The 19,329-nt window shown below is 64.0% G+C and carries 15 protein-coding genes and 1 pseudogene; 10 read left to right on the top strand and 6 right to left on the bottom strand.

Translation table 11 applies throughout. The features are described 5' to 3' along the window. Positions 1–288, top strand: a pseudogene (locus tag AO501_RS09170) (DUF4143 domain-containing protein); the annotation flags it as partial. Positions 289–602: 314 nt separating this feature from the next. After that, positions 603–860 (top strand): DUF3297 family protein, encoded by a 258-nt coding sequence (locus AO501_RS09175; protein WP_055577487.1) that lies wholly within the window; start codon positions 603–605, stop codon positions 858–860. Positions 861–862: 2 nt separating this feature from the next. Here the strand turns inward: AO501_RS09175 and AO501_RS09180 are convergent, their stop codons facing one another. Together AO501_RS09180 and AO501_RS09185 are read right to left on the bottom strand one after the other, a co-directional pair. Next, the gene (locus AO501_RS09180; protein WP_055577421.1) at positions 863–1,747 is read right to left on the bottom strand and encodes a pyridoxamine 5'-phosphate oxidase family protein; all 885 of its coding nucleotides are present in this window, start codon (positions 1,745–1,747) and stop codon (positions 863–865) included. Continuing rightward, positions 1,744–2,313: a TIGR03086 family metal-binding protein gene (locus AO501_RS09185; RefSeq protein ID WP_055577422.1), complete on the bottom strand. Its 570-nt coding sequence runs from the start codon at positions 2,311–2,313 to the stop codon at positions 1,744–1,746. The genes AO501_RS09180 and AO501_RS09185 overlap by 4 nt, the downstream gene beginning before the upstream one ends. 91 nt (positions 2,314–2,404) lie before the next feature. On the opposite strand from AO501_RS09185, the gene AO501_RS09190 reads away from it, so the two are divergent. Next, a complete protein-coding gene (locus AO501_RS09190; RefSeq protein WP_055577423.1) occupies positions 2,405–3,001 on the top strand; it encodes a CGNR zinc finger domain-containing protein in 597 nt (198 codons plus the stop codon). Between the two features lie 8 nt (positions 3,002–3,009). Here AO501_RS09190 and AO501_RS09195 read toward each other — a convergent pair whose 3' ends face one another. The 3 genes from AO501_RS09195 to galT form a co-directional block, all read right to left on the bottom strand. Continuing rightward, positions 3,010–4,146 (bottom strand): cellulase family glycosylhydrolase, encoded by a 1,137-nt coding sequence (locus AO501_RS09195; protein WP_055577424.1) that lies wholly within the window; start codon positions 4,144–4,146, stop codon positions 3,010–3,012. Between the two features lie 110 nt (positions 4,147–4,256). Then, positions 4,257–5,360: a galactokinase gene (locus AO501_RS09200; RefSeq protein WP_055577425.1), complete on the bottom strand. Its 1,104-nt coding sequence runs from the start codon at positions 5,358–5,360 to the stop codon at positions 4,257–4,259. Next, entirely contained in the window at positions 5,357–6,454 is a 1,098-nt protein-coding gene (gene galT, locus AO501_RS09205; protein WP_231752421.1) for a galactose-1-phosphate uridylyltransferase, read from the bottom strand. The genes AO501_RS09200 and galT overlap by 4 nt, the downstream gene beginning before the upstream one ends. Before the next feature lie 245 nt (positions 6,455–6,699). On the opposite strand from galT, the gene AO501_RS09210 reads away from it, so the two are divergent. From AO501_RS09210 to AO501_RS09230, 5 genes are all read left to right on the top strand, one after another. Continuing rightward, positions 6,700–8,121 carry a DUF2252 domain-containing protein gene (locus AO501_RS09210; RefSeq protein WP_055577427.1) on the top strand — a complete coding sequence of 474 codons (1,422 nt, stop codon included), beginning with the start codon at positions 6,700–6,702 and terminating at the stop codon, positions 8,119–8,121. A gap of 570 nt (positions 8,122–8,691) precedes the next feature. Beyond that, the gene (locus tag AO501_RS09215) at positions 8,692–9,537 is read left to right on the top strand and encodes a serine hydrolase (RefSeq protein ID WP_063892841.1); all 846 of its coding nucleotides are present in this window, start codon (positions 8,692–8,694) and stop codon (positions 9,535–9,537) included. Positions 9,538–9,695: 158 nt separating this feature from the next. Continuing rightward, entirely contained in the window at positions 9,696–12,008 is a 2,313-nt protein-coding gene (locus AO501_RS09220; RefSeq protein ID WP_055577428.1) for a WD40 repeat domain-containing protein, read from the top strand. Between the two features lie 420 nt (positions 12,009–12,428). Then, the gene (locus AO501_RS09225; RefSeq protein ID WP_055577429.1) at positions 12,429–13,439 is read left to right on the top strand and encodes a hypothetical protein; all 1,011 of its coding nucleotides are present in this window, start codon (positions 12,429–12,431) and stop codon (positions 13,437–13,439) included. 84 nt (positions 13,440–13,523) lie between these two features. Next, entirely contained in the window at positions 13,524–14,615 is a 1,092-nt protein-coding gene (locus AO501_RS09230; RefSeq protein WP_055577430.1) for a YncE family protein, read from the top strand. A gap of 20 nt (positions 14,616–14,635) precedes the next feature. On the opposite strand, the gene AO501_RS09235 is transcribed toward AO501_RS09230, so the two are convergent. After that, a complete protein-coding gene (locus AO501_RS09235; RefSeq protein ID WP_156452425.1) occupies positions 14,636–15,316 on the bottom strand; it encodes a hypothetical protein in 681 nt (226 codons plus the stop codon). 955 nt (positions 15,317–16,271) lie between these two features. On the opposite strand from AO501_RS09235, the gene AO501_RS09240 reads away from it, so the two are divergent. Continuing rightward, the gene (locus AO501_RS09240; protein WP_055577432.1) at positions 16,272–18,395 is read left to right on the top strand and encodes a WD40 repeat domain-containing protein; all 2,124 of its coding nucleotides are present in this window, start codon (positions 16,272–16,274) and stop codon (positions 18,393–18,395) included. 354 nt (positions 18,396–18,749) lie between these two features. Then, on the top strand, positions 18,750–19,301 hold the full coding sequence (locus AO501_RS09245) for a DUF4190 domain-containing protein (protein ID WP_055577433.1): 552 nt from the start codon (positions 18,750–18,752) through the stop codon (positions 19,299–19,301). Positions 19,302–19,329: the final 28 nt, after the last annotated feature.

Genomic DNA, 19,329 nt, shown 5'->3' on the forward strand with positions numbered 1-19,329 from the left:
TGCGTACGGGTTGCTGCCCAGGCTGCCGAGGCCACCGTTGGTCACCTCCGGACACGCAACGGTGACCACGAAGTAGATCTGGTGGTGGTGCGTGACGACGGCCGGGTTCTTGCCATCGAGGTGAAACTGGCTGCAACAGTCGACGATCGAGACACCGCGCATCTGCGCTGGCTGGCCGAGCACCTGCGCGCGGACTTGCTCGACGCGATCATCATCAATACCGGACCCAATGCCTACCGATGCCCCGACGGCATCGGCGTGGTCCCCCTTGCGCTGCTGGGTCCGTGATGGTGCGGAACCTGCCGTTAATGGAGACGGTGCGCTGTGTTGACGCCGTCAACACGCCGAACCGAAAACCGCAGGTGACGAACGGCCCTGAAATTGATCGAGAACGGCCAAAAGCCCAGGTAGAGGCGTTGACGAAGACCGAATCCAGGGGTTCGAGTCCCCTTAGCTCCACCCACAGAAACCCGAAGTCAGATGGCTTCGGGTTTTTTGCTGCAGCGAAATTCGTGAGTTAGCCCTCCAAGCCGCTCCCCGCAACCCGTCGGGTTACGCTCAGATCGACCGATCACCCAGCGCAGGATCTACCGAAAGCCATGATGTCCGAGGAACAGACGAAAGACGTCCCGCCGGATCGCCTCTCCATTGATCCGCGCAGCCCGTTCTACAGCGAAGAGGCCCTGAGCCGCGACGTAGGCATTCGCTTCAACGGCGTCGAGAAAACCAACGTCCACGAATACGACGTTGCCGAGGGTTGGGTGCGTGTTGAAGTCCCCACAGCCAAAGATCGCCGCGGAAATCCCATGGTCATCAAGCTGAGCGGTACGGTCGAACCGTATTTCCGCCCGGCGGAATAGCGCTACCGGCCCATCCTGGCGACCACGACGTGCCGTGGAGTGAAGCTCACGCCGCGTCCGGTCTGAACCTCCTCGGCGGGCGTGCTGCCGTCCCACGTCAGAGCTGCCTCCCCGGACAGCTGAAGTGTTGTCCCGGTGTCGAAGTCGATGAACAGCAGAGCGGCGCTGGGGTCGACGGCGATGTTGCCGAGACTGTTGAAGAGGTTGTTGCCGGCATAGTCGGGAAACCACAGCCGATCGTGCACGGCGGTCACGAAACCTGTTGGGCCACCGCGGTGGGAGGAGTCGGCCCCCGCCGTCGGGTGCGACGTGCCCAAAAAGAACGTGTCAGCGCGTTGGATGAGCAGACGGTCCTGTGCACGTAGGGTGGACCCGGCGAAGATCGGAGTCCGTTGCGGCACAAGCGAATTAAAAGGGGTGGGGAGATTGCGCATCGTGATGTACTTCGGACAGTTGCCGAATGACTGGTCGACCTCGAGATCGAATCCCCCAGAGGGGCTGGCGCTCACCACGCCGTTGATCCGCCAACGACGCCGGGTGGCAAAGTCGATGACGATCATGCCGGCAAGCTGACCGCTGGGCATGTTGCTCAGCGGGTCCGCCGCGGGAAGGCGGCTGTCGACGTGCAGCGTGCCCGAGTCGAGCGCCGACAGAAAGCCCGGCTCTCCGAACAGTGGTGAGCTCCACAGTGTGCCTCCGGGGTCGCGGGCGGTCACGACCGCCAGCCGCACAGCACCCAGGAAATCCGCTGTTCCCGAACGGAGTTGGCCGCGACCCACCATCGCGGAAAGCCGTCCGGCCTGACTGCTCACACCGGCCTGCGTCTGAACGGCGAGCTCGCCGCTGTGGAATCCCACAGCGGCGCGCCGGCTTTCGTTCGTCCTCACAACGGATGCCGACCCGCGAAGGCGACTACTCGCTGAGTCGGCGTTGCCGTCAAACCTGTTGCGACGGCTGGGCCGAAGAGGTTCTGCGGCCGCAGGGCCGGGACCAGTTGGGACCCGACGGATTCCGCCAATCCCGCTTCGTCGGCGTCGAACTCGACGGGCACATCGACGGCGACCGCGAGATCCCAGCTGTGCACCAGGGTGGAGTAGGTGATGATCCCGATGGCCTGCTCGGCGGGCATCTCGCCAAGTACGGTCGCGACCGGAGACTGCCAGTCGGTGATGGTCGACCACGCCCGATGAGACCGCGCGATCGAGCGCTCGACGACCGCGAGCGGGGCCGCGCCGAGGATGTCGGAACCGCTGAAGAGTTCTTCCTCGGTGGGGCCGCCCTGTCCGTCGATGGCGGTGGCGAAGGCGTCGATCGACGCGACGGTGTGGCTGAGCAGGGACCGGACATTCCACCCCGTGCACGGGCTGGGGCGGTTCAGATCGGCGGTTTCGAGACCAGCGGTCAGGCCGGCGAGGCGGCGATCGGCACGCTGGAGGAGGTCGAGTGCGGTCACTGGGGATATCCTAACGTTAACGAAAATAGCTTGACGTTAGTCATCATGGGCTGTCGGTCTAACGGTGTCAAGTTTTTGTTATCGTTAGGACATGGATCCCGAGTTGCGGCTCAAGCGCGCCCAAGCGGCCGGCTACTTTGTCGCGGGGGAGCCGCTGGCGGTGGACCTGGCGGACACGATCATCACGGTCCATGACCCACCCACCGACCTTCTGCCTGATGAGGCCGCCTGCCGAGGGTGGTGGGACCTGCAACGGGATCGCCTGCCTGAGGTCGCACCGCCGCCACCCCTGGCGCCAACGATCGAGTTGCGCCGTGCCGTCAGGGACATTCTCGACGCACATCTGACGGGGGCCGCACCGAGGGTGGACACAGTCGAACTCGTTAACGATGTCGCCTCCCGGGCCGCCGCGACGCGACGGTTGGCGCGGTCACCCTCGGGATGGAGCGCCCTCACCCGATGGCGGGCCGCCACCGACCAGCCCTACGACATCGCACTTGCGGTGGTCGCCGACAGCCTCATCGACCTGCTGGTGGGGCCCGCGCGCGGCCGCCTGCGCCGATGCCAGAACCCGGCCTGCAGCATGCTTTTCGTGGCCTCCGATGCCCGCCGGAAGTTCTGCACCCAGAACATCTGCGCCAACCGGACTCGAGTGGCGCGGCACTATCGCCGCCACCGCCCCGACTGAGGTAGGAGTCATCCCGGGCCGTCGGGACCGCTCAGTTTGCCGATGGTTTGAATCTCGCTGTCCCGGTAAGGCTTTCCATCCGGTTGGAGCAGGTCCTGAAACCAGGTCTCGGGATCCGTCTTGTACGGATGATCCCATGAGTCCCAGGGCAGGTAGGTCTGGGTCTTCCCGGCGACGAGACCCCAATTGATCGCACCTACGTTGTAGCGCTTGGCAATTGGCAATATTCCCTCGACGGTGCTGCCGACCGTCCGGGCCAGGTACTCGGTGCAGATCATTGGCCGCCCCAGCGGGGAGAGTTCGGCGATCCGAGCCTCAAATGCCGCTGGTCGGTCATAGCTGTGAAATGTGATCACATCGGAATTGTCCAGTTGTATGTTGGCAATTGTGCTGCGGCGGTTAGGGCTTCCCCACTCGCCTTGCCATACTCCACTCGTCAATGGCTGAATCGGATCCACCGAACGTGCCCAATCGAACGCCAGTGAGAGCAGGTCGGCGACCCGCTCCACCTTGTCCTTCCGCTCGACCTTGCGGTACGCACGCGCTGGATTGTCGGGCTCATTCCACAGATCCCAAGCCAAAATGCGATCGTCGGAGCGGAATTGCTTCAACACTCCCGTGACGTAGTCGTGCAGCGTGCGGCGGTAGTCCAGATTGTCGAGGTGTTCAGCCCCCGGGCTTTGCACCCAGCCGGAGTTGTGCACGCCGGGCGTCGGCGCCCGCTGCGGACCCGGCTTCGGAAACGGATCCCAACACGAGTCGAAGAAGACGAATATCGGCTTGATGCGATGATTCGCCGCGATGGTGACAAACTCCGCCAGACGCATCCGGAAGCTCCAGGGATTCTGGGCCCAGAGCTGATCGTGCAGGAATACCCGCACCGTGTTGAGCTTGTGCTGCTGGGCCCAGCCGAGTTCGACATCGATGCGGTGCGGGTCGAAGGTGTCGGCCTGAAACATCTCGAGTTGGTTGATGGCGTTCGAGGTGATGTAGTTGGCGCCGACGGGCCAGGCTTGCGCTTGATACCAACGGTTGGCTCGGTCAGCCGACCACCGGCTCTGCTGTGCGGCGGCGCGCGGCACGTGCGTCAGCGCAGACCCTGCCCCCAGCAGCACCGGTAACTTCAGCACAGTTCGACGCCGCACCTATTGACGATAGTTCCCCGACTGAGGTCATTGCGCGTCTTTGATCGATTTGCAACCGTTTGAGTTGCGCTGGCAGCGACGGGGTTACGGCGCCGATGCTTCCAGATCACTCACCCGAGCGCCCGGGCGCCTCCGGCAGCCCGGGTTCGGGTGATCGCCGGGCCCGCGAAGCCGGCGTCAGACGCTGCCCGGCGCACCGCCTCGCCGACCCTATCCGCGAGGTCGATCGGCACTAAGGCGATCACACAGCCCCCGAAGCCGCCGCCGGTCATCCGGGCACCCAGAGCCCCGGCATCGATGGCGGCATCGACGATCAGGTCGATGTGCGCGGTGGTGATTTCGAAATCGTCGCGCATCGAGGCGTGCGAGGCGCTCATGATCCGACCGGCTTGAGTGAAATCCGAATCACCTAGCGCAGCAACGAAGTCAAGCACCCGGCGGTTCTCGGTCAGCACATGACGGGCACGACGGGCGGCGACCGGGTCGGTCACCGCGGCCAAGGCCGACGGGCCGCGGTCTTGAACGTCGCGCAGTGATGACGCCTCCAGATCGGCAGCCGCCTTCTCGCAGGATGCGCGTCGGGCGGCATACTCCCCGCCGGCATGACGGTGGCGTGTGCGGGAGTCGATCAGCAACAGCGCGACGCCGGCAGTGTCGGGGTCGAATGCGACCGGTGTGACGGTGAGGCTGCGAAAATCGATCAGCAGCGCCGTGGCCGGTTCACCGAACAGCGATGCCAGCTGGTCAAGCAAACCCGTTGGCGCGCCGACATAGTCGTTTTCCGCCCGCTGCGCAAGGCGTGCCTGTTCCATTCGGTCGATGTGTGCATCGGCTGCCGACGCGATCGCGCCCAGCGCCGCACACTCCAGCGCGGCCGACGAAGACAGGCCCGACCCGATCGGCACGTCGCTCGTGATCGACATCGCGCCGCCGGGCACTGGATGGCCGGCTTCACGCAGGGCCCACATCACCCCGGCGACGTAGCCGGCCCAGCCCTCGATGTAGCTGTCGGGGTCACCGGGTGCGGTGCCCAGCGGAATGCGCACGGAGCCGTCCGCGCGATCGCTGCTGACCGTGATCACACGGCTGTGGTCGGGGGTGAAAGTGACGGTGGTGCGTTGCGGTAGCGCGATCGGCAGTGCAAAGCCGAGGTTGTAATCGGTGTGCTCCCCGATCAGGTTGATCCGACCGGGTGCGGCGAAACGGACCGTCATCCGAGTTCCCGCAGCCGCCGGGCCACGCTTTCGGGCGTGACGTCGCTGATGAACGCGCCCATCGCGGACTCGGAGGCGGCTAAGTATTTGAGCTTGTCGGCGTCGCGCCGGATTGACACCAACTCGACGTGGAAGTAGCCGTCGGCCTGGGCGTCGGTCGCGGTGAACTGATGCAGGGCCGACATGTAGGGCAGCGGAGTGGGGGCATACATGCGGTCGAATCGCCTCAGGACATCGAGGTAGAGCCGCGCGAACCCGTCCAGTTCGTCGTCCTCAAGATCGACCAGACTGCGCACGAACCTGTTCGGGTAGAGGTGTACCTCGACCGGCCAGCGCGCCGCGAACGGCACGAATGCGGTGAAGTGCTCGGTGCGCGCCAACACGCGACTGCCATCGGCCACCTCGCGCGCCAATAGGTCAGCAAAGAGGTTGCCGCCGTGGCGCATCCGATGTTCACGCGCCTGCCCCAGCATCGTGGTGATGCGTGGCGTCAGAAACGGATAGCCGTAGATCTGACCGTGTGGATGGGTCAGCGTCACCCCGATTTCCTCGCCACGGTTTTCGAAGCAGAACACCTGCTCGATGCCCGGTTCGGCCATCAGTTCAGCAGTGCGATGCCGCCACGCCTCGACAACCAACCGGGCATGGGCCGGCTCCAAATTCGCGAACGACCCGGAGTGTTCGCTGGAAAAGCAGATCACCTCGCAGCGGCCGTATCCGGGCGCGGACACAAAGCCGCCATCCGCAGGCGCCAGGATCGGTGCGGGACTTGACGCCAGGGTCGATCGTGCGGCGCCGGAGAGGCTCGGGAACTGGTTCTCGAAAACGACCACGTCATAGTAGGGGGCGGGCACCTCGCTGGTCAGTCCGGTCGGACCCGGACACAGCGGGCAATGGTCGGCGGGCGGCTTGTAGGGGCGGTCCTGGCGTAGCGCGGCGACGATCACCCACTGTCCGGTTGACCGGTCGAAGCGCAACTCCGACTGGTACCCGTCATGCTCGAGCAACGGCCGGCGATCCGGAACCGGCGCTGGACGGTGCCCGGGCAACGAGAAGAACAGCAAGTCACGGCCATCGGCCAGCTTTGCCCGCATCGGCGGTTCCACGACGTTGAAGGTTAGCTTGGCCGACGTGGATGATGCAGCCCCCAATGGCGTGTAGCTCCGCCGCATTCCTCGGTAAGCACGTCGTTGACGTCGACTTCTCGGGCCCCTCGGGGTCGATCTGCTGCCGGACCAGGCTGTGTTAACGGCATCTGCACGCTCCTGGCAGTGTGGGGGTCAGGGGTTCGCCAGGTTTCCCTGGACTTACCCGGTAACGATCGGGGTATCTAGCCGATATGGATCGCGATGCAGGGGCCGGCGGGCACACCGTACTCGCCGACGCCGACGCCGCCCCGTATCGGTCGTTGCGGCAGCGACCGGTGACACGGGCCGAGCGCTACGCGCTTGGCAAGAGTCTGCGTAAGCGGGTGCCGCGTAAGTCGCTGGCCGACTGGGCGGCGCCTTCCAACCGTCCCGACCCCGTGGACCTGATCAACATCAGTCACCAGGGGAGGGATGACCGGCTGATCCCGATCCGGGTCGGCCGCATGGTCGACTCGCCGTACGGCTTTCTGCGCGGGTCCGCGGTGGTGATGGCCGAGGACGTCGCGCACCTGCCGGCAACTGGTATCTCACCCGTGGTGTGCGGCGACTCGCACTTCGGCAATTTCGGGTTCTATGCATCTCCTGAGCGGGATCTGGTGATCGACCTCAACGATTTCGACGAGGCCCACCCAGGCTGCTGGGAGTGGGACCTGCGGCGGTTGGCCGCGAGCATCTGGGTGGCGGGGCGCCAGAACGGGACGTCGGAAGACGACTGCTGCGATGCGGTGCGGTCCTGTGTGGCGTCGTATCGTCAGGAATTGCGGCGGCTTGCCGAATTGCCATTGTTCACAAGGTCTTTCGTCAGGCTTGATGTCGACAGGCTGGCAGCCGAGACGTCAGGCCGGTTCAAGAAACAGGTCGTGAGGTCGGCGAAGCGGGCGCGCCATCGCACCGGCGACCGGGCGTTGCCGCGCTTCACCCACGAGGTGGATGGCGAGCGGAAAATTGTCGAGGAGCCACCGCTGATCACCCGGTTGTCCTCCGGTGAATCGGCGTCACTGGCCAAAGCACTCGACGAGTATGTCGAAACCCTGCCGTCGTACTGGCGACGCGTGCTCGGTGGCTACACATTGGTCGACGTTGCACACAAGGTCGTCGGGGTGGGCAGTGTCGGCCTGCGTGCCTACGTGGCGCTGTTGGAAGGCTCATCGGAGAAGGACGTAATTTTCCTACAGCTCAAACAAGCTCGGCGATCGGTGCTTGCGCGCTACGTGCACGGTGAATCGGCATGGCACGCGCACCAGGGGCAGCGGGTGGTGGAATACCAGCAGTCACTGCAGACGGTGAGCGATCCACTGCTGGGTTGGACCACGATCGACGGCTTGCAATACTACGTGCGGCAGTTCCGAAACATGAAGGGAAGCATACCTTTAGAGGCGATCGATGCGGCCGCGCTGGCTGACTACGCCGGAGTGGTGGGTCAGCTTCTGGCCAAGGGGCACGCCAGGACAAGCGGCGCCTCGATGATTGCCGGTTACCTGGGGAGTTCCGGCCGGGTTGACAAGGCGCTGTGCACGTTCGCGCGGCGCTACGCCGATCAGACCGAAAAAGACCACGCCGCACTGGTCAGCGCTGTCGATCGAGGTTTGCTGCCAGTTGAACGCGGGGTTTAGCCAGTTCGCCTCGCGTTGGAGAGAACAGCGCGGGATTCGCGAAACCACTTCACCGCCTGCGTGTTCAACATCGCGTCCAACCGGACGTGTGTCCACATGACATCCGTCCCCGGGTCTTACATACGAAGGCCGCGCATTTAGGGGTCCAAAGTCCCTGCCGCATTTCCCCTTCAGGCCCGATGATTGGCGTCGTAGCGACGGCGGCCGAGCCATGACTTGGGAGCCGGGGTCGGTTTGAAAAACGGTTCATCAAGGCGCGGAAGGCAGTCGCGGTCTGATGACGCCGCGGAAATTTAAGCAGATATGGCTGAAACGATGAAGCAGTTCGTCCGCACCGTCACCCGGCGACAATGCATGAATTACACGCACCGCCTCTGCCCGAAGAACCCGGTGTCGCGGACTGGTTCCACGAAAGGCAGCAAATGTCCAATCGATCCTTCTCATACCAGCGTTAATTGCACCGCTGGTTAGAAACGCCAGGTGGGGCCACCGGTGGCAGGTTGTTGGCGAAACTGCCGAGACGTTCTCCGGAAGCCTCGTGCTGCCCTCGTCTTCGTCTTATTGGCGTCCATGGCAATACCGTCGTCCTCGCCCCGGATCTACTCCCTGGCCGGTGCCGAACGACAGGTCGAACGACGCATCCTTGCCGCGCACGCCGATGTCGCTGTTTTCTTCCGCCCCCTCGGTGGTGGATCGGAGTGGTCTTACAAACCCGACGACACATTCCACGCCGCCAGCACCATGAAGGTGCCCGTCATGATCGAACTCTTCCATCAGGCGCGACAAGGCAAGCTCGCCCTCGATGATCCGCTCCTCATCCACAATGAGTTTTTTTCGCTTGTCGATGGATCTGCCTTTTACCTCGATCCTGGCAACGATTCCGACGGCGACCTCTACAGGTCCGAAGGTCAGACCCGAACCCTTCGCGAATTGTGCGAACTGATGATTACGATGAGCAGCAATCTCGCAACGAATCTGCTTATCAAGAAGCTCGGCATAGAGAACATTCGCGCCACGGTTCATCTCCTCGGCGCGGACGGCATGAACGTGCTGCGCGGCGTCGAAGACAATAAGGCCTACGACCTGGGTCTCAACAACACCACGACTGCGCGCGGACTGGCGATCCTGCTCACCGCAATCGCCCAGGGCAAAGTCGTCGACCCCGACTCATCACGCCAAATGGTGGAAATCCTCAAACGCCAGCACATCAACGACGGCATTCCTTCCGGCCTGGACCCCACCATCCCGGTCGCCCATAAGACCGGCACCCTGAAAGGAATTCACCACGATGCGGCAATCGTCTACGGGCGGCAACCCTTCGTACTTGTGATCCTCGTCCGAGGGATGACCAACAGTGAAGACAGCTCTGCCCTCATGGCCGACATCACCCGCGTGTTTTACCGAGCTACTCAATAACGGTCCGGGCGGGAAATTGGGCCCGACTACGAGGGTCAAAAGGCACTAGCTCCGTGACTCTTCGACCGCCGACACTGAGTAGCCAGGGTTGGAAGGCTGGCGACAACTCGGGTCCGTGGTGTTCGAAACCGAGAAGGGCCGCAGCGAAGGAGATTTCGGTGGAGGGCACGCCCGAACGCCAAGGGGGCGGTGAGGAACCGGACGCCGCCATCAGACCCGCCGCGGTTGCGCAGTCGAAGCGACGCCGCGCGCTCATAGCTGTGCTCGCGGTGACGACTGTCATCGCTTTGGTCGCCGCCGTGGTCGGCTTCGTCATGGCAGCCCAGGCCAAGCGAAGGGCGGATCGGAATCTTCGCCAGGCGACCAGCCTTCGCCTGGTCGACGAAGCTCAGTCGATCCTGGCCCACGCCCGTGTTGGGAAGGACACTACGGCCTTCCAAGCGCTGGTCGCTGCGCAGCGACTTGCGCAGACGCCCGATGACGGCCCGTTACGCGTTGTGCTGGAGGACAACTCGCGGGCCATAAAGATCATCGAGACATTGCTCGAGCCGCCCAATGCAGTCAACGCGGTCGCATTCAGCCGCGATGGCCAGCGGATTGCCGCGGGCGATGACCTTGGCGTGTCGTTGTGGAACGCCCAAACCGGCGAACCAGTCGGCGAGCGGTCGAACCTCAACGACGTCCGAGCGGTGGTGGTTAGCCCTGATGGCACGCGCGCCGTCGCCGTCCTTCGGAACACCGCGCAGGTGTTGGACGCCCAGACCGGCCATCCGATCGGCGATCCGCTGAAGGTCAAGAGTCCTGTGCTGGCGTTCAGCTCGGACAATGCGCGGATAGCGTGCGGCGGCGATGACGGCACCATTCAGATTTGGGATGTCAACACCAGTCAAACCGTCGGCAAACCTCTGGTAAGGCACCAGGATTCGGTCCTCGCCGTGGCATTCAGCCCCGACGGTAGCCGGATCGTTTCCGGCAGTGCGGACAAGACCCTGCGAGTGTGGGATGTGGCCACCGGCCAGCCCATCGGTCAGCAAATGACCGCGGGCTCGGTTCGCAGTGTGGCATTCAGCCCCGACGGCACGCGAATTGCCTCCGGCAACAGCGAGGGCACCATCCAGTTGTGGAACGCCGATGCGAGCCAGGCGGTCGGCTTACCGATGACCGGCCACAAGGGGAACGTGTACAGCGTGGCGTTCGGACCCGACGGCAGGCGGATCGCATCTGGGGGCGAGGACATGTCCGTGCGGTTATGGAATGCCGACACCGGCCAGCCCATCGGCCGCCCGTTTATCGGCCACCAATGGACCGTCGGGACAGTGGCGTTCAGTCCCGACGGCAAGCGGGTCGCCTCCGGCAGCGGCGATAGGACCATCCGAATTTGGAATGCCGAACCAGTTCCGATGGTTGGCCAGGTGCTGACCCCGCCCGGCTGGACCCCGCTGCCCCCAGGAACGGTAACGGAGGTCAAAGTCGCGGTCAGTCCCGACGGCGCGTGGATCGCCTCCGGCGGTGACGGCATCGCGCGGTGGGACCCAACCACTGGTCAACCCGTCAGCGCCCCGCTCACCGAATACGGGCGCTTCGTGGCGTTGAGCCGCGATGGTAAGCGGATCGCCGCGAGCGGTGACGGAAAGACACATGTGTTGGAGGTGGCCACCGGTCGACCCGTCGGCAGGCCCATAGAGAGCTGGGACGTGCGAAGCGTCGCCTTCAGCCCGGACGGTACGCGGCTCGTCTCGGGCGGTGACGACAAGACCGTGCGGCTGTGGGACGTGGCGACCGGCCAACAAATCGGAAACCCCATGACAGGCCACAGTTCTGACGTGAAGGGCGTTGCATTCAGCCCGGACGGCACGCGCATCGCTTCGGGCAGTAGCGACGGTGTGCGTTTGTGGGACGTGGCGACCGGCCGGCAAATCGGTGACGCGATGAACATCTCCGGCCACGAAACGCGCGGTGTCGAGAGTGTCGCGTTCAGCCCCGACGGCAGGCGGATCGCCTCTGGCGAGGTTCTCACCACAGGCGACACGGTGCGCCTATGGGACGCTGCTACCCGCAAGCCCGTGGGCCGGCCGATGACGGCGAACACGTTGACGAGTTATCCGGGCCTGGTTCTGTACAACATGAGCGTGGCGTTCAGCCCCGACGGCAAGCGCATCGCTTCGACTGCGTGGGACCGCACCGTGCGGTTATGGAACGCGGACACCGGACAACCGGTCGGTGCTCCGCTCAGAGGCCACGTGGAGGACGTGACCAGCGTGGCTTTCAGCCCCGACGGATCTTTCCTCGTGTCCGGAAGTGAGGACGGGACCGTGCGGTTGTGGCTCAACTATTACGACGCAGCATCGGCAATGTGCGCCAAACTCTCCACCAACATGAGCCGCCGGCTGTGGCAGGCCTGGGTGTCACCCGATATCGACTACACCGAGGCCTGCCCGGGACTTCCGATCAAGAAGGAGTACGAGTGGTAGGTAGGCCGCTGCAGTTCGATGTTCGCATCCGGGTTTGCGCTGAGCATAAACCATTGTCCGGTAACGGTTATCAGGCCGCGGCCGCGTAACGAGATGCTTTTTGCGCAACTAAGGCGGTACACACGGCCGTATCGAGGACTGATCGGGGTCCTTATGTTGTTCTTTGTGCGCGGCGAACCGGCCAGGCCCGCTGACGGCCAAACGTCCACCAGGGGAATCGATTTGAGTGGTGCGACGGCCCGGCGCCGATGACGCCGTCGCCGGTCGTCAGGGTGAAAGCGGGCGCCGTGCCGCACGGGTGAAGGCGCCCGCCGCGAATGGACCTTTGTCCTCTTCTTTGGTGCCGAAGGTGCCTATCAAGTGTGGCCAGGCGCGCCTTATGGTGAGTCGGCTGATGGGCTGGACAGTCGGGAGGGCTCGATGGCCGAGACCTCGTGTGAGCGCTACCCAGAGTCCGCCGCGCCACCGCGCCGTCGGGCCGGTCGCGCCGGCATCCTTGCCGCTGTGCTGGTCGTCGTGGTGTTCGCATCGATCGTGGCCGTCATCGTCTACTCGCGCCGGTCCGCAGAAGAATCGACAGCCGAACCCATCGGCCCCCTCGATGGCACTTTTAGTGCTGAATTCGGCCCGCGGACTGACATCTTCGGCAACGCCTATCAGGGGAATGTGGTGACTGAAAATTATGACGGGCCATGGTCAATCCGGTCCATGTGTCGTGCTAATGGCTGTCTGGCGACCGCATCTTATGGTCGGCAGAATTCCAAGTTGTCGAGTTTGGTGTTCGACGAGATCGACGGACGATGGCTGGCGGTCGCGGTGACGCCGGGCACGTGTGACACGGTCGGCACCGATGTTTGGCTGATCTTTACGCTGCAACCCCGTCCCGATGGAACATTGGCCGGCGAATATCTCGAGGTCCCTCAAATCCAATGCGGCGTCCCCGGTATTCGGGGATCGAGCCTGCCCGCCAAGCAAATCCTGACACTCAGGCGCACCGGAAACGTCGACTCGAATGTTCAGGTAGGTGACAACGAAACACAACCACCGCGACACGCGTCCCCTGCCCAGGGACTACACGGTCAATACCTGGAGACAATGCAACAAGAAACGGGCACCTACACCCGCAGCAATACTGTCAAGACGTATTGTGTCCGCACCGGCGACCACTGCATAAGCCTCGTCTACACCGCCCTCGACTTTACGCCGCTGGTTTTTGCGGGCCAAAAATGGACCGTGAATTTTGAACGCGGCATGAGATGTGCGAGTGGTGGCGCGGGGCGTTATACGGACATCCGGGAATTCCCGTTGCCCCCTGCGCCGCAGGATCCGATTCCCGTCCTCACGGGGCGCGCCCACCAACAGGTGACCGGCGGTACCCCCTGCGACAGCGTCTACGACTTCGACGACAAATTCGAACGCACTGGAGAATGAATTGTGAAAAGCCCGGCCCTCTTCCCCAGCCTCGTTAGGCTGCAACGCCGACCCACTCGCCAACACCACCCGTTGTGCTCCGGCGTGCTCGCGTTCATCGCAGCCGTCGTGCTCGCGGTGGTCCTGGCCGGATGCCGGGGCTCGACCGAAGGCCAGGCTTCGTCGGCGAGTTCCCCGCCGGCTGCGCCGTCGACAAGCAAGCCCGATCCCAATGGGGCAGGTCCTTACACCGTCGCGGCCACCATATCCGTCGAAGGCGGCGCGTTCGGCCTGGCGGTGGACCCGGGCACCCACACCATCTACGTCGCCAACGCTGACAACACCGTGTCGGTGATCGACGGGGCGACGCGCAGTGTGACCGCTACCGTGCCCGTCGGCAAGAGCCCAGTCGACCTGGGGGTGGACTCGAACACCCACACCCTCTATGTCGCCAGCTTGGACAACACGGTGTCGGTGATCGACGAGGCCACCCGCACCGTGACCGCCACCGTGCCCCTCGGCAAGAGCCCTGTCGACTTAGCGGTGGACTCGAGCACCCACACCGTCTACGTCACAACCGGACGCATGTGCGGCAATGCAGGGTTCTGCTACGGCGACGGCACAGTTTCGGTCATTGACGGGGCGTCGCGAACCGTCGTCGGCGCCGTGTCCCTCGAAAATGGTGACGCAACCGACGTGGCGGTGGACCCGCGCACCCATGCCGTCTACATCAGCACGTTCGGCGGCGTGGCAGTGATCGACGGCGCGAAGCGCACCGTCACCGCGACCGTTCCCATCGAAGGTCCTCATCCGGACAACCTGGCAGTGGACCCGGCAACCCACACCGTCTACGGCACCGCGGGCGACGGCGTGTCGGTGATCGACGGGGCGACACACACCGTCACCGCCAACATGCCCTTGCACGTCGACAGCGGTTCGATGCACTCGTACCCGTACGACCTGGCGGTGGACCCAGGCACCCATACCCTCTATGTCACCTACGGCTACAACGACACATTGTCCGTGGTTGACGGAGCGACGCGCACCGTCACCGCCACCCTGCAGCTGCACACCGGCAAGGAAACGCTGCACATGCTGGCAGTGGACCCGGGCACCCATACTGTCTACGTCAGCAGCCCTGTGTACGGCGCCAACCAAGGCAGCGCCACAGTGTTGGTGATCGAACATCGATCGTAGTTTGTATCGCCGTAGGAAGCTCACCTGTTGCGCGTCCACCAGTCATACAAACCGGCGAGATCGGGTCCTTCGGCGATGCTGAGGAGCCGGTCGGAGTCCCGCGTCCACATGATGGATTTCGCCTCGGCGTTGCCGTGCACCGGGCCGTAGACCTTGCCGCACACCATCCAGCCGGCAACCTTGTCTGGCGCGCGATTCTCATGCCAGGTCGCCGCGGCCGCGGGACCGGTTCCCTGCTGGCCAGGGCACGGTAGGAACCACCAATAGGCCTGGCGGCTGGCATTTTTCTCCCCCGAGAACGCCTTATCCAGCTTTTCGTTATCCGCGTAGAGCCTGTAGTAGGCGTAGGTTGGGCCGCCAGGCAGGGAGTTGTCCCGACATTCAAGGGCGGCTAGGGCAAGCATCGACTGCGCCACTCCCGTGGGTGACGACTGATTGTTCGGCGACTGGCACGAGGCGGGGTCATAACCAGCTGGCAGCACGCTTCTCAGCTGTTCTTCGGGGCCGGCACCGGCCGTGGAAGCGGCACCAATGGCGGTCGTCGCAACGGCTCCCACCACCGCAAGGGCTCGGATTGCCAAACCCCGCAATGGATTAGATGCTTTCCACACGGTACGAGCCATTCTCTGTGGAATCGCGCCCGTCCAACCGGTGGGGCGATCTCGCTGTGACGGGTTGCGGCGCGAGATCGCGAAATCCATTATCTGCAACTGCTAGTCGGGACTGGACTAGCAGTTCTTCAGGCAATTGGTCAGGCACGAGAGCTGTGAGGAGGTGCGGCAGTAGACGTCCCCGCAACAGCGTTCGTAACAGGTGTCGCTGCAACTACTACTTTCTTCACTGCAGGGCCGGTCGGGGTCAGGGTCGGCGATGGCTATGGGAGCAAATCCCAGCGCGGCCGCCGCGACGGCCGCTGCGGCAAGTAATGAGCGAATCATAGGAGCGAATTTTCTCGTTAAGGTGATGTCCCGCTAGGGCCTTTCGTCCCTGATGGGGCGTCGGCGTTACTTTGATCAGAAGCAGAATGGCCGTCCACCAGTCTTCGACGAGAACAAGTTTCGATTCGTTTGTCCACCCCACGGCGAGGTCGGCCCCGCGGACCTGTGGCCGATATTGGGGTCTTAAGGCTCTGCACGGTCGGTTCAAAAGGCTCTTCTCGAACAGCACTGGGATGCGGGAACGTGGCGTCTCGGGAATTCACGGCCGGCACCAGAAAGATTGGGGGCGGCTGCCGGGTTGTGCACAGCGGTGACCTAACCCGTGGAATCCGCGAATCGGTTGCTTCTGAGAGGAGCGGAATATGTTCCGGCGCTGGCTATTCGTCTTCGTGACAACGATTTTGGTGGCTGCCTGTGGCAATTCGCGAAGCGCGGGATCGACGACGATTCCGGAGCCGACGCCCTACTGCGTTTCCTGCCCTGGGACCGGCTATCACTGCGAGCACAATCCCGAGACATGCGTGCCCGACAAGACATCGACGACAAAGCCGAAGTAGTCATCGAGGCAGACGCATGCGACGGGGTATGCACATTGCTGTGAAGGAGATGTTCCGTGGGAGACAAGGCCGACCCACAGGTTGTCGCTGAACAGGATGCTGCCCAACGGCTCTCGCCCGTGACTACAAAGCGTCCTCGGGTTCTGATAGCCGCGCTGGCGGTGGCCACACTCGTAGCTCTGGTCGCCGCCGCGGCCGGCTTCGTGATGGCATTCCGGGCCAAACATGCGGCGGAGCGGGACCTTCGCCAGGCGACGAGCCTTCGCCTGGTCGCCGAGGCGCAGTCGATTCTGGCCCGCACCCGACCCGGGTCGGACGTGATGGCCTTCCAGAGACTGGTTACGGCGGCGCGACTTGCGCAAACGCCTGACGACGGTCCGTTGCGGAGCGCGCTGGAAGACAACTCGCGGACGTTGAAGATCATCGAGACACGTGAGTCAGTGGACAGTGTGGCTATCAGCCGCGACGGGCGGCGGGTCGCCTCAGGCGGCGCCAATGGTGTGTCTTTCTGGAATGCCGACACGGGCCAGCCGGTTGTCGACCGCGTGAGCCTCTTTTCTGTCCGTGCGGTGCAGTTCAGCCCGGACGGCGCGCGGGTCGTCGCGGTCAGTGCGGGTGTCGCGCGGGTATGGGACGCGCAGAACGGTAATCCGATCGGTGATCAGCTCAATCTCGTCGGCATTACCGATTCGGTGGCTTTCAGCCCGGACGGTACCCGGATCGCCTGCGGCAGGCGGGACGGCACCGTGCAGATGTGGGACCTCAACACCGGCCGGACGGTCGGGCGCTACATGGCGGGGCACCAGGACTCGGTGAGTACCGTGGCCTTCAGCCCCGACGGTCGGCGAATCGTCTCCGGTAGCGCAGATAAGACACTGCGGGTTTGGGACACGGACACCGGTCAACCCGTCGGTCTGCAACTGACCGGCGGCAGAGTGTTCAGCGTCGCGTTCAGCCCCGACGGCACTCGGATCGCCTCCGGTAGCGGGGACGGCACCATTCAGGTGTGGAACTCTGATGCAAGCCAAGCCCTCGCCCCGCCGATGACCGGCCACACCGGGCCCGTGGCCAGCGTGGCATTCAGCCCGGACGGCAAGCGGATCGCCTCCGGTGGTGACGACACGACCGTGCGGTTGTGGGATGCCGCTACGGGCCAGGCCGACGGCCCGCCCCTGGTGGGCAACCGGCGCGGAGTTCATACCCTAGCCTTCAGCCCCGACGGCCACCGGATCGTCTCCGGCGGTGAGGATCACACGGTCCGTATCTGGAGTGGCGAACCCACCCCGCTGGTCGGGCAGCCGCTTACCGGGTCCCCGGGGGCGGTAAACAGCGCCGTGTTCAGTCCCGACGGCAAGCGGATCGCCTCCGGCAGTCGCGACCGCATCGTGGTGTGGGATGCAGCCACCGGCCAACCCGTCGGCGTCCCGATCACCGGTTACGGCGGGGGAGGTATGGCGTGGAGCCCAGACGGTGCGCGGATCGCGGCGATGAGCGCCGACGACTCCACGGTACGGGTGTGGGACGTGGCCAGCGGCCAACCCGTCGGTGCCCCGATCGGGACCAAAATGGACATTGTCGGCTTTAGCTCGAATGGAACGCGGATCGTTTCCGCCGGCGACAAAACGTTGCGGGTGTGGGACTTAACGACCGGCCAAGAGATCGGTGATCCGATGACCGGCCCGGACTGGATAGTCAGCGTCGCGTTCAGCCCGGACGGCACGCGGATCGTTTCGGGTGACACCGACGGCGCTGTGCGCCTGTGGGACATGGCCACCCGCAAGCAAATCGGTGAGCCGATGCCCGGCCCCGGCTGGGTATACAGCGTCGCGTTCAGCCCCGACGGCAAGCGGATCGCCTCCAGCGGACTGAACGATGAGGTGCGCTTATGGGACGCGGAGACCGGCAGAGCCGTCGGCCAGCCGATGACTGGCCACACGGGCAGCGTATTGAGCGTCGCGTTCAGCCCCGACGGCACGCGGATCGCCTCCGCCAGTGAGGATTTCACCGTGCGTCTGTGGAATGCCGACACCGGGCAACCCGTCGGTGCTCCGCTCAGGGGCCACACGCAGCCGGTGAAGAGCGTGGCGTTCAGCCCCGATGGAAGCTATCTGGTGTCCGGCAGTGTCGACCACAGCGTGCGGTTGTGGCTCAACTACCGCGATGCCACGTCGGGGTTGTGCGCCAAGCTCTCCACCAATATGAGCCGCCAGCAGTGGCAGGACTCGGTATCACAAGATATCGGCTACATCAGCGCCTGCCCTGGGCTGCCAGTCGCAAAAGTGTAGGTGTGCAGGGGAATTACGGCGCTCCGGCGCTCAACGGGAGCGATTGCCTATCCGACCAACAACGCCGGTTGCCGATTATCGCGAGTGAATCTGCTCGGTGGTCGGGGACTTTTGGCACTACTTACGCAGCAGCACTGCGGCTTAACGTGCCGTCTATAAACTCCGGCACTTTCACCGATAGGGGTCTGCATGTCCTCCCCGCCGCCACCGCGAGAGTGGCAACTGGCACCTGTAGCGGGAGGACTGCCACCCGACGGCCCTCGGCCGCGGCCGCCACAACCACGAAAGGGCAAGGGCCTTGCGCTGACGGCCCTCTTGCTCGGCATCGTCGGTACTTGTCTGGGGCTGCTTCCCGTGGTCGGGATCATGGCCTTGCCGGTCGCCGCCGTGGGCCTTGTGTTCGGCATCATCGCGCTGGTCGGCGCGATCAGAGGAGTGCGGGCGGGCAGAGCCGGGGCCATTGCCGGCACATTGCTCTGCGTGCTGGCGCTGGTCCTCGGGAGCTTCTGGATCGTCGTCATCCTCAACTCCTTCAAGGACAGCCGCCCACCAATGGAGTCCATCACGGGCCAGGACACCGACGTGATTCTGCGCAACGATCTCGACGTCCAGTTGGGCCAATTTGTCACTGACAGCGATCCGGGCAAGCCCGGCAAAATGGTTGTGACCCTGCGCAACAAGAGCAACAGCAGCCAATCCTTCAGCGTCGAAGTTGAAGCTCTGGACGCCAACGGAGATCGCATCGCAGACGACACCGCTTTCGTGGACATCCTGGCGCCGGGCGAAGCCGCCCAGAGGGACATGTTCGTTTTCGTCACGAGAGACAGGCGCGATGCGATGAAGAAGGCAACCTTCAAGATCGTCGCGGCGTCGAAGTATGCACCGGTACCGCTGCCGAAGAAGTAAGAGATTTCAGATGCGTTGTAATGCAATT

The sequence above is a fragment of the Mycobacterium gordonae genome (assembly GCF_001417955.2).
GTDB lineage: Bacteria > Actinomycetota > Actinomycetes > Mycobacteriales > Mycobacteriaceae > Mycobacterium > Mycobacterium gordonae_B.

Bases quoted from the DNA above. Each gene is read 5' to 3' on its own strand.
- AO501_RS09175 (WP_055577487.1), top strand. From the start codon at position 603: ATGTCCGAGGAACAGACGAAAGACGTCCCGCCGGATCGCCTCTCCATT.
- AO501_RS09190 (WP_055577423.1), top strand. From the start codon at position 2,405: ATGGATCCCGAGTTGCGGCTCAAGCGCGCCCAAGCGGCCGGCTACTTT.
- AO501_RS09200 (WP_055577425.1), bottom strand. From the start codon at position 5,360: ATGACGGTCCGTTTCGCCGCACCCGGTCGGATCAACCTGATCGGGGAG.
- galT (WP_231752421.1), bottom strand. From the start codon at position 6,454: ATGCGGGCAAAGCTGGCCGATGGCCGTGACTTGCTGTTCTTCTCGTTG.
- AO501_RS09210 (WP_055577427.1), top strand. From the start codon at position 6,700: ATGGATCGCGATGCAGGGGCCGGCGGGCACACCGTACTCGCCGACGCC.
- AO501_RS09215 (WP_063892841.1), top strand. From the start codon at position 8,692: ATGGCAATACCGTCGTCCTCGCCCCGGATCTACTCCCTGGCCGGTGCC.
- AO501_RS09225 (WP_055577429.1), top strand. From the start codon at position 12,429: ATGGCCGAGACCTCGTGTGAGCGCTACCCAGAGTCCGCCGCGCCACCG.
- AO501_RS09235 (WP_156452425.1), bottom strand. From the start codon at position 15,316: ATGGATTTCGCGATCTCGCGCCGCAACCCGTCACAGCGAGATCGCCCC.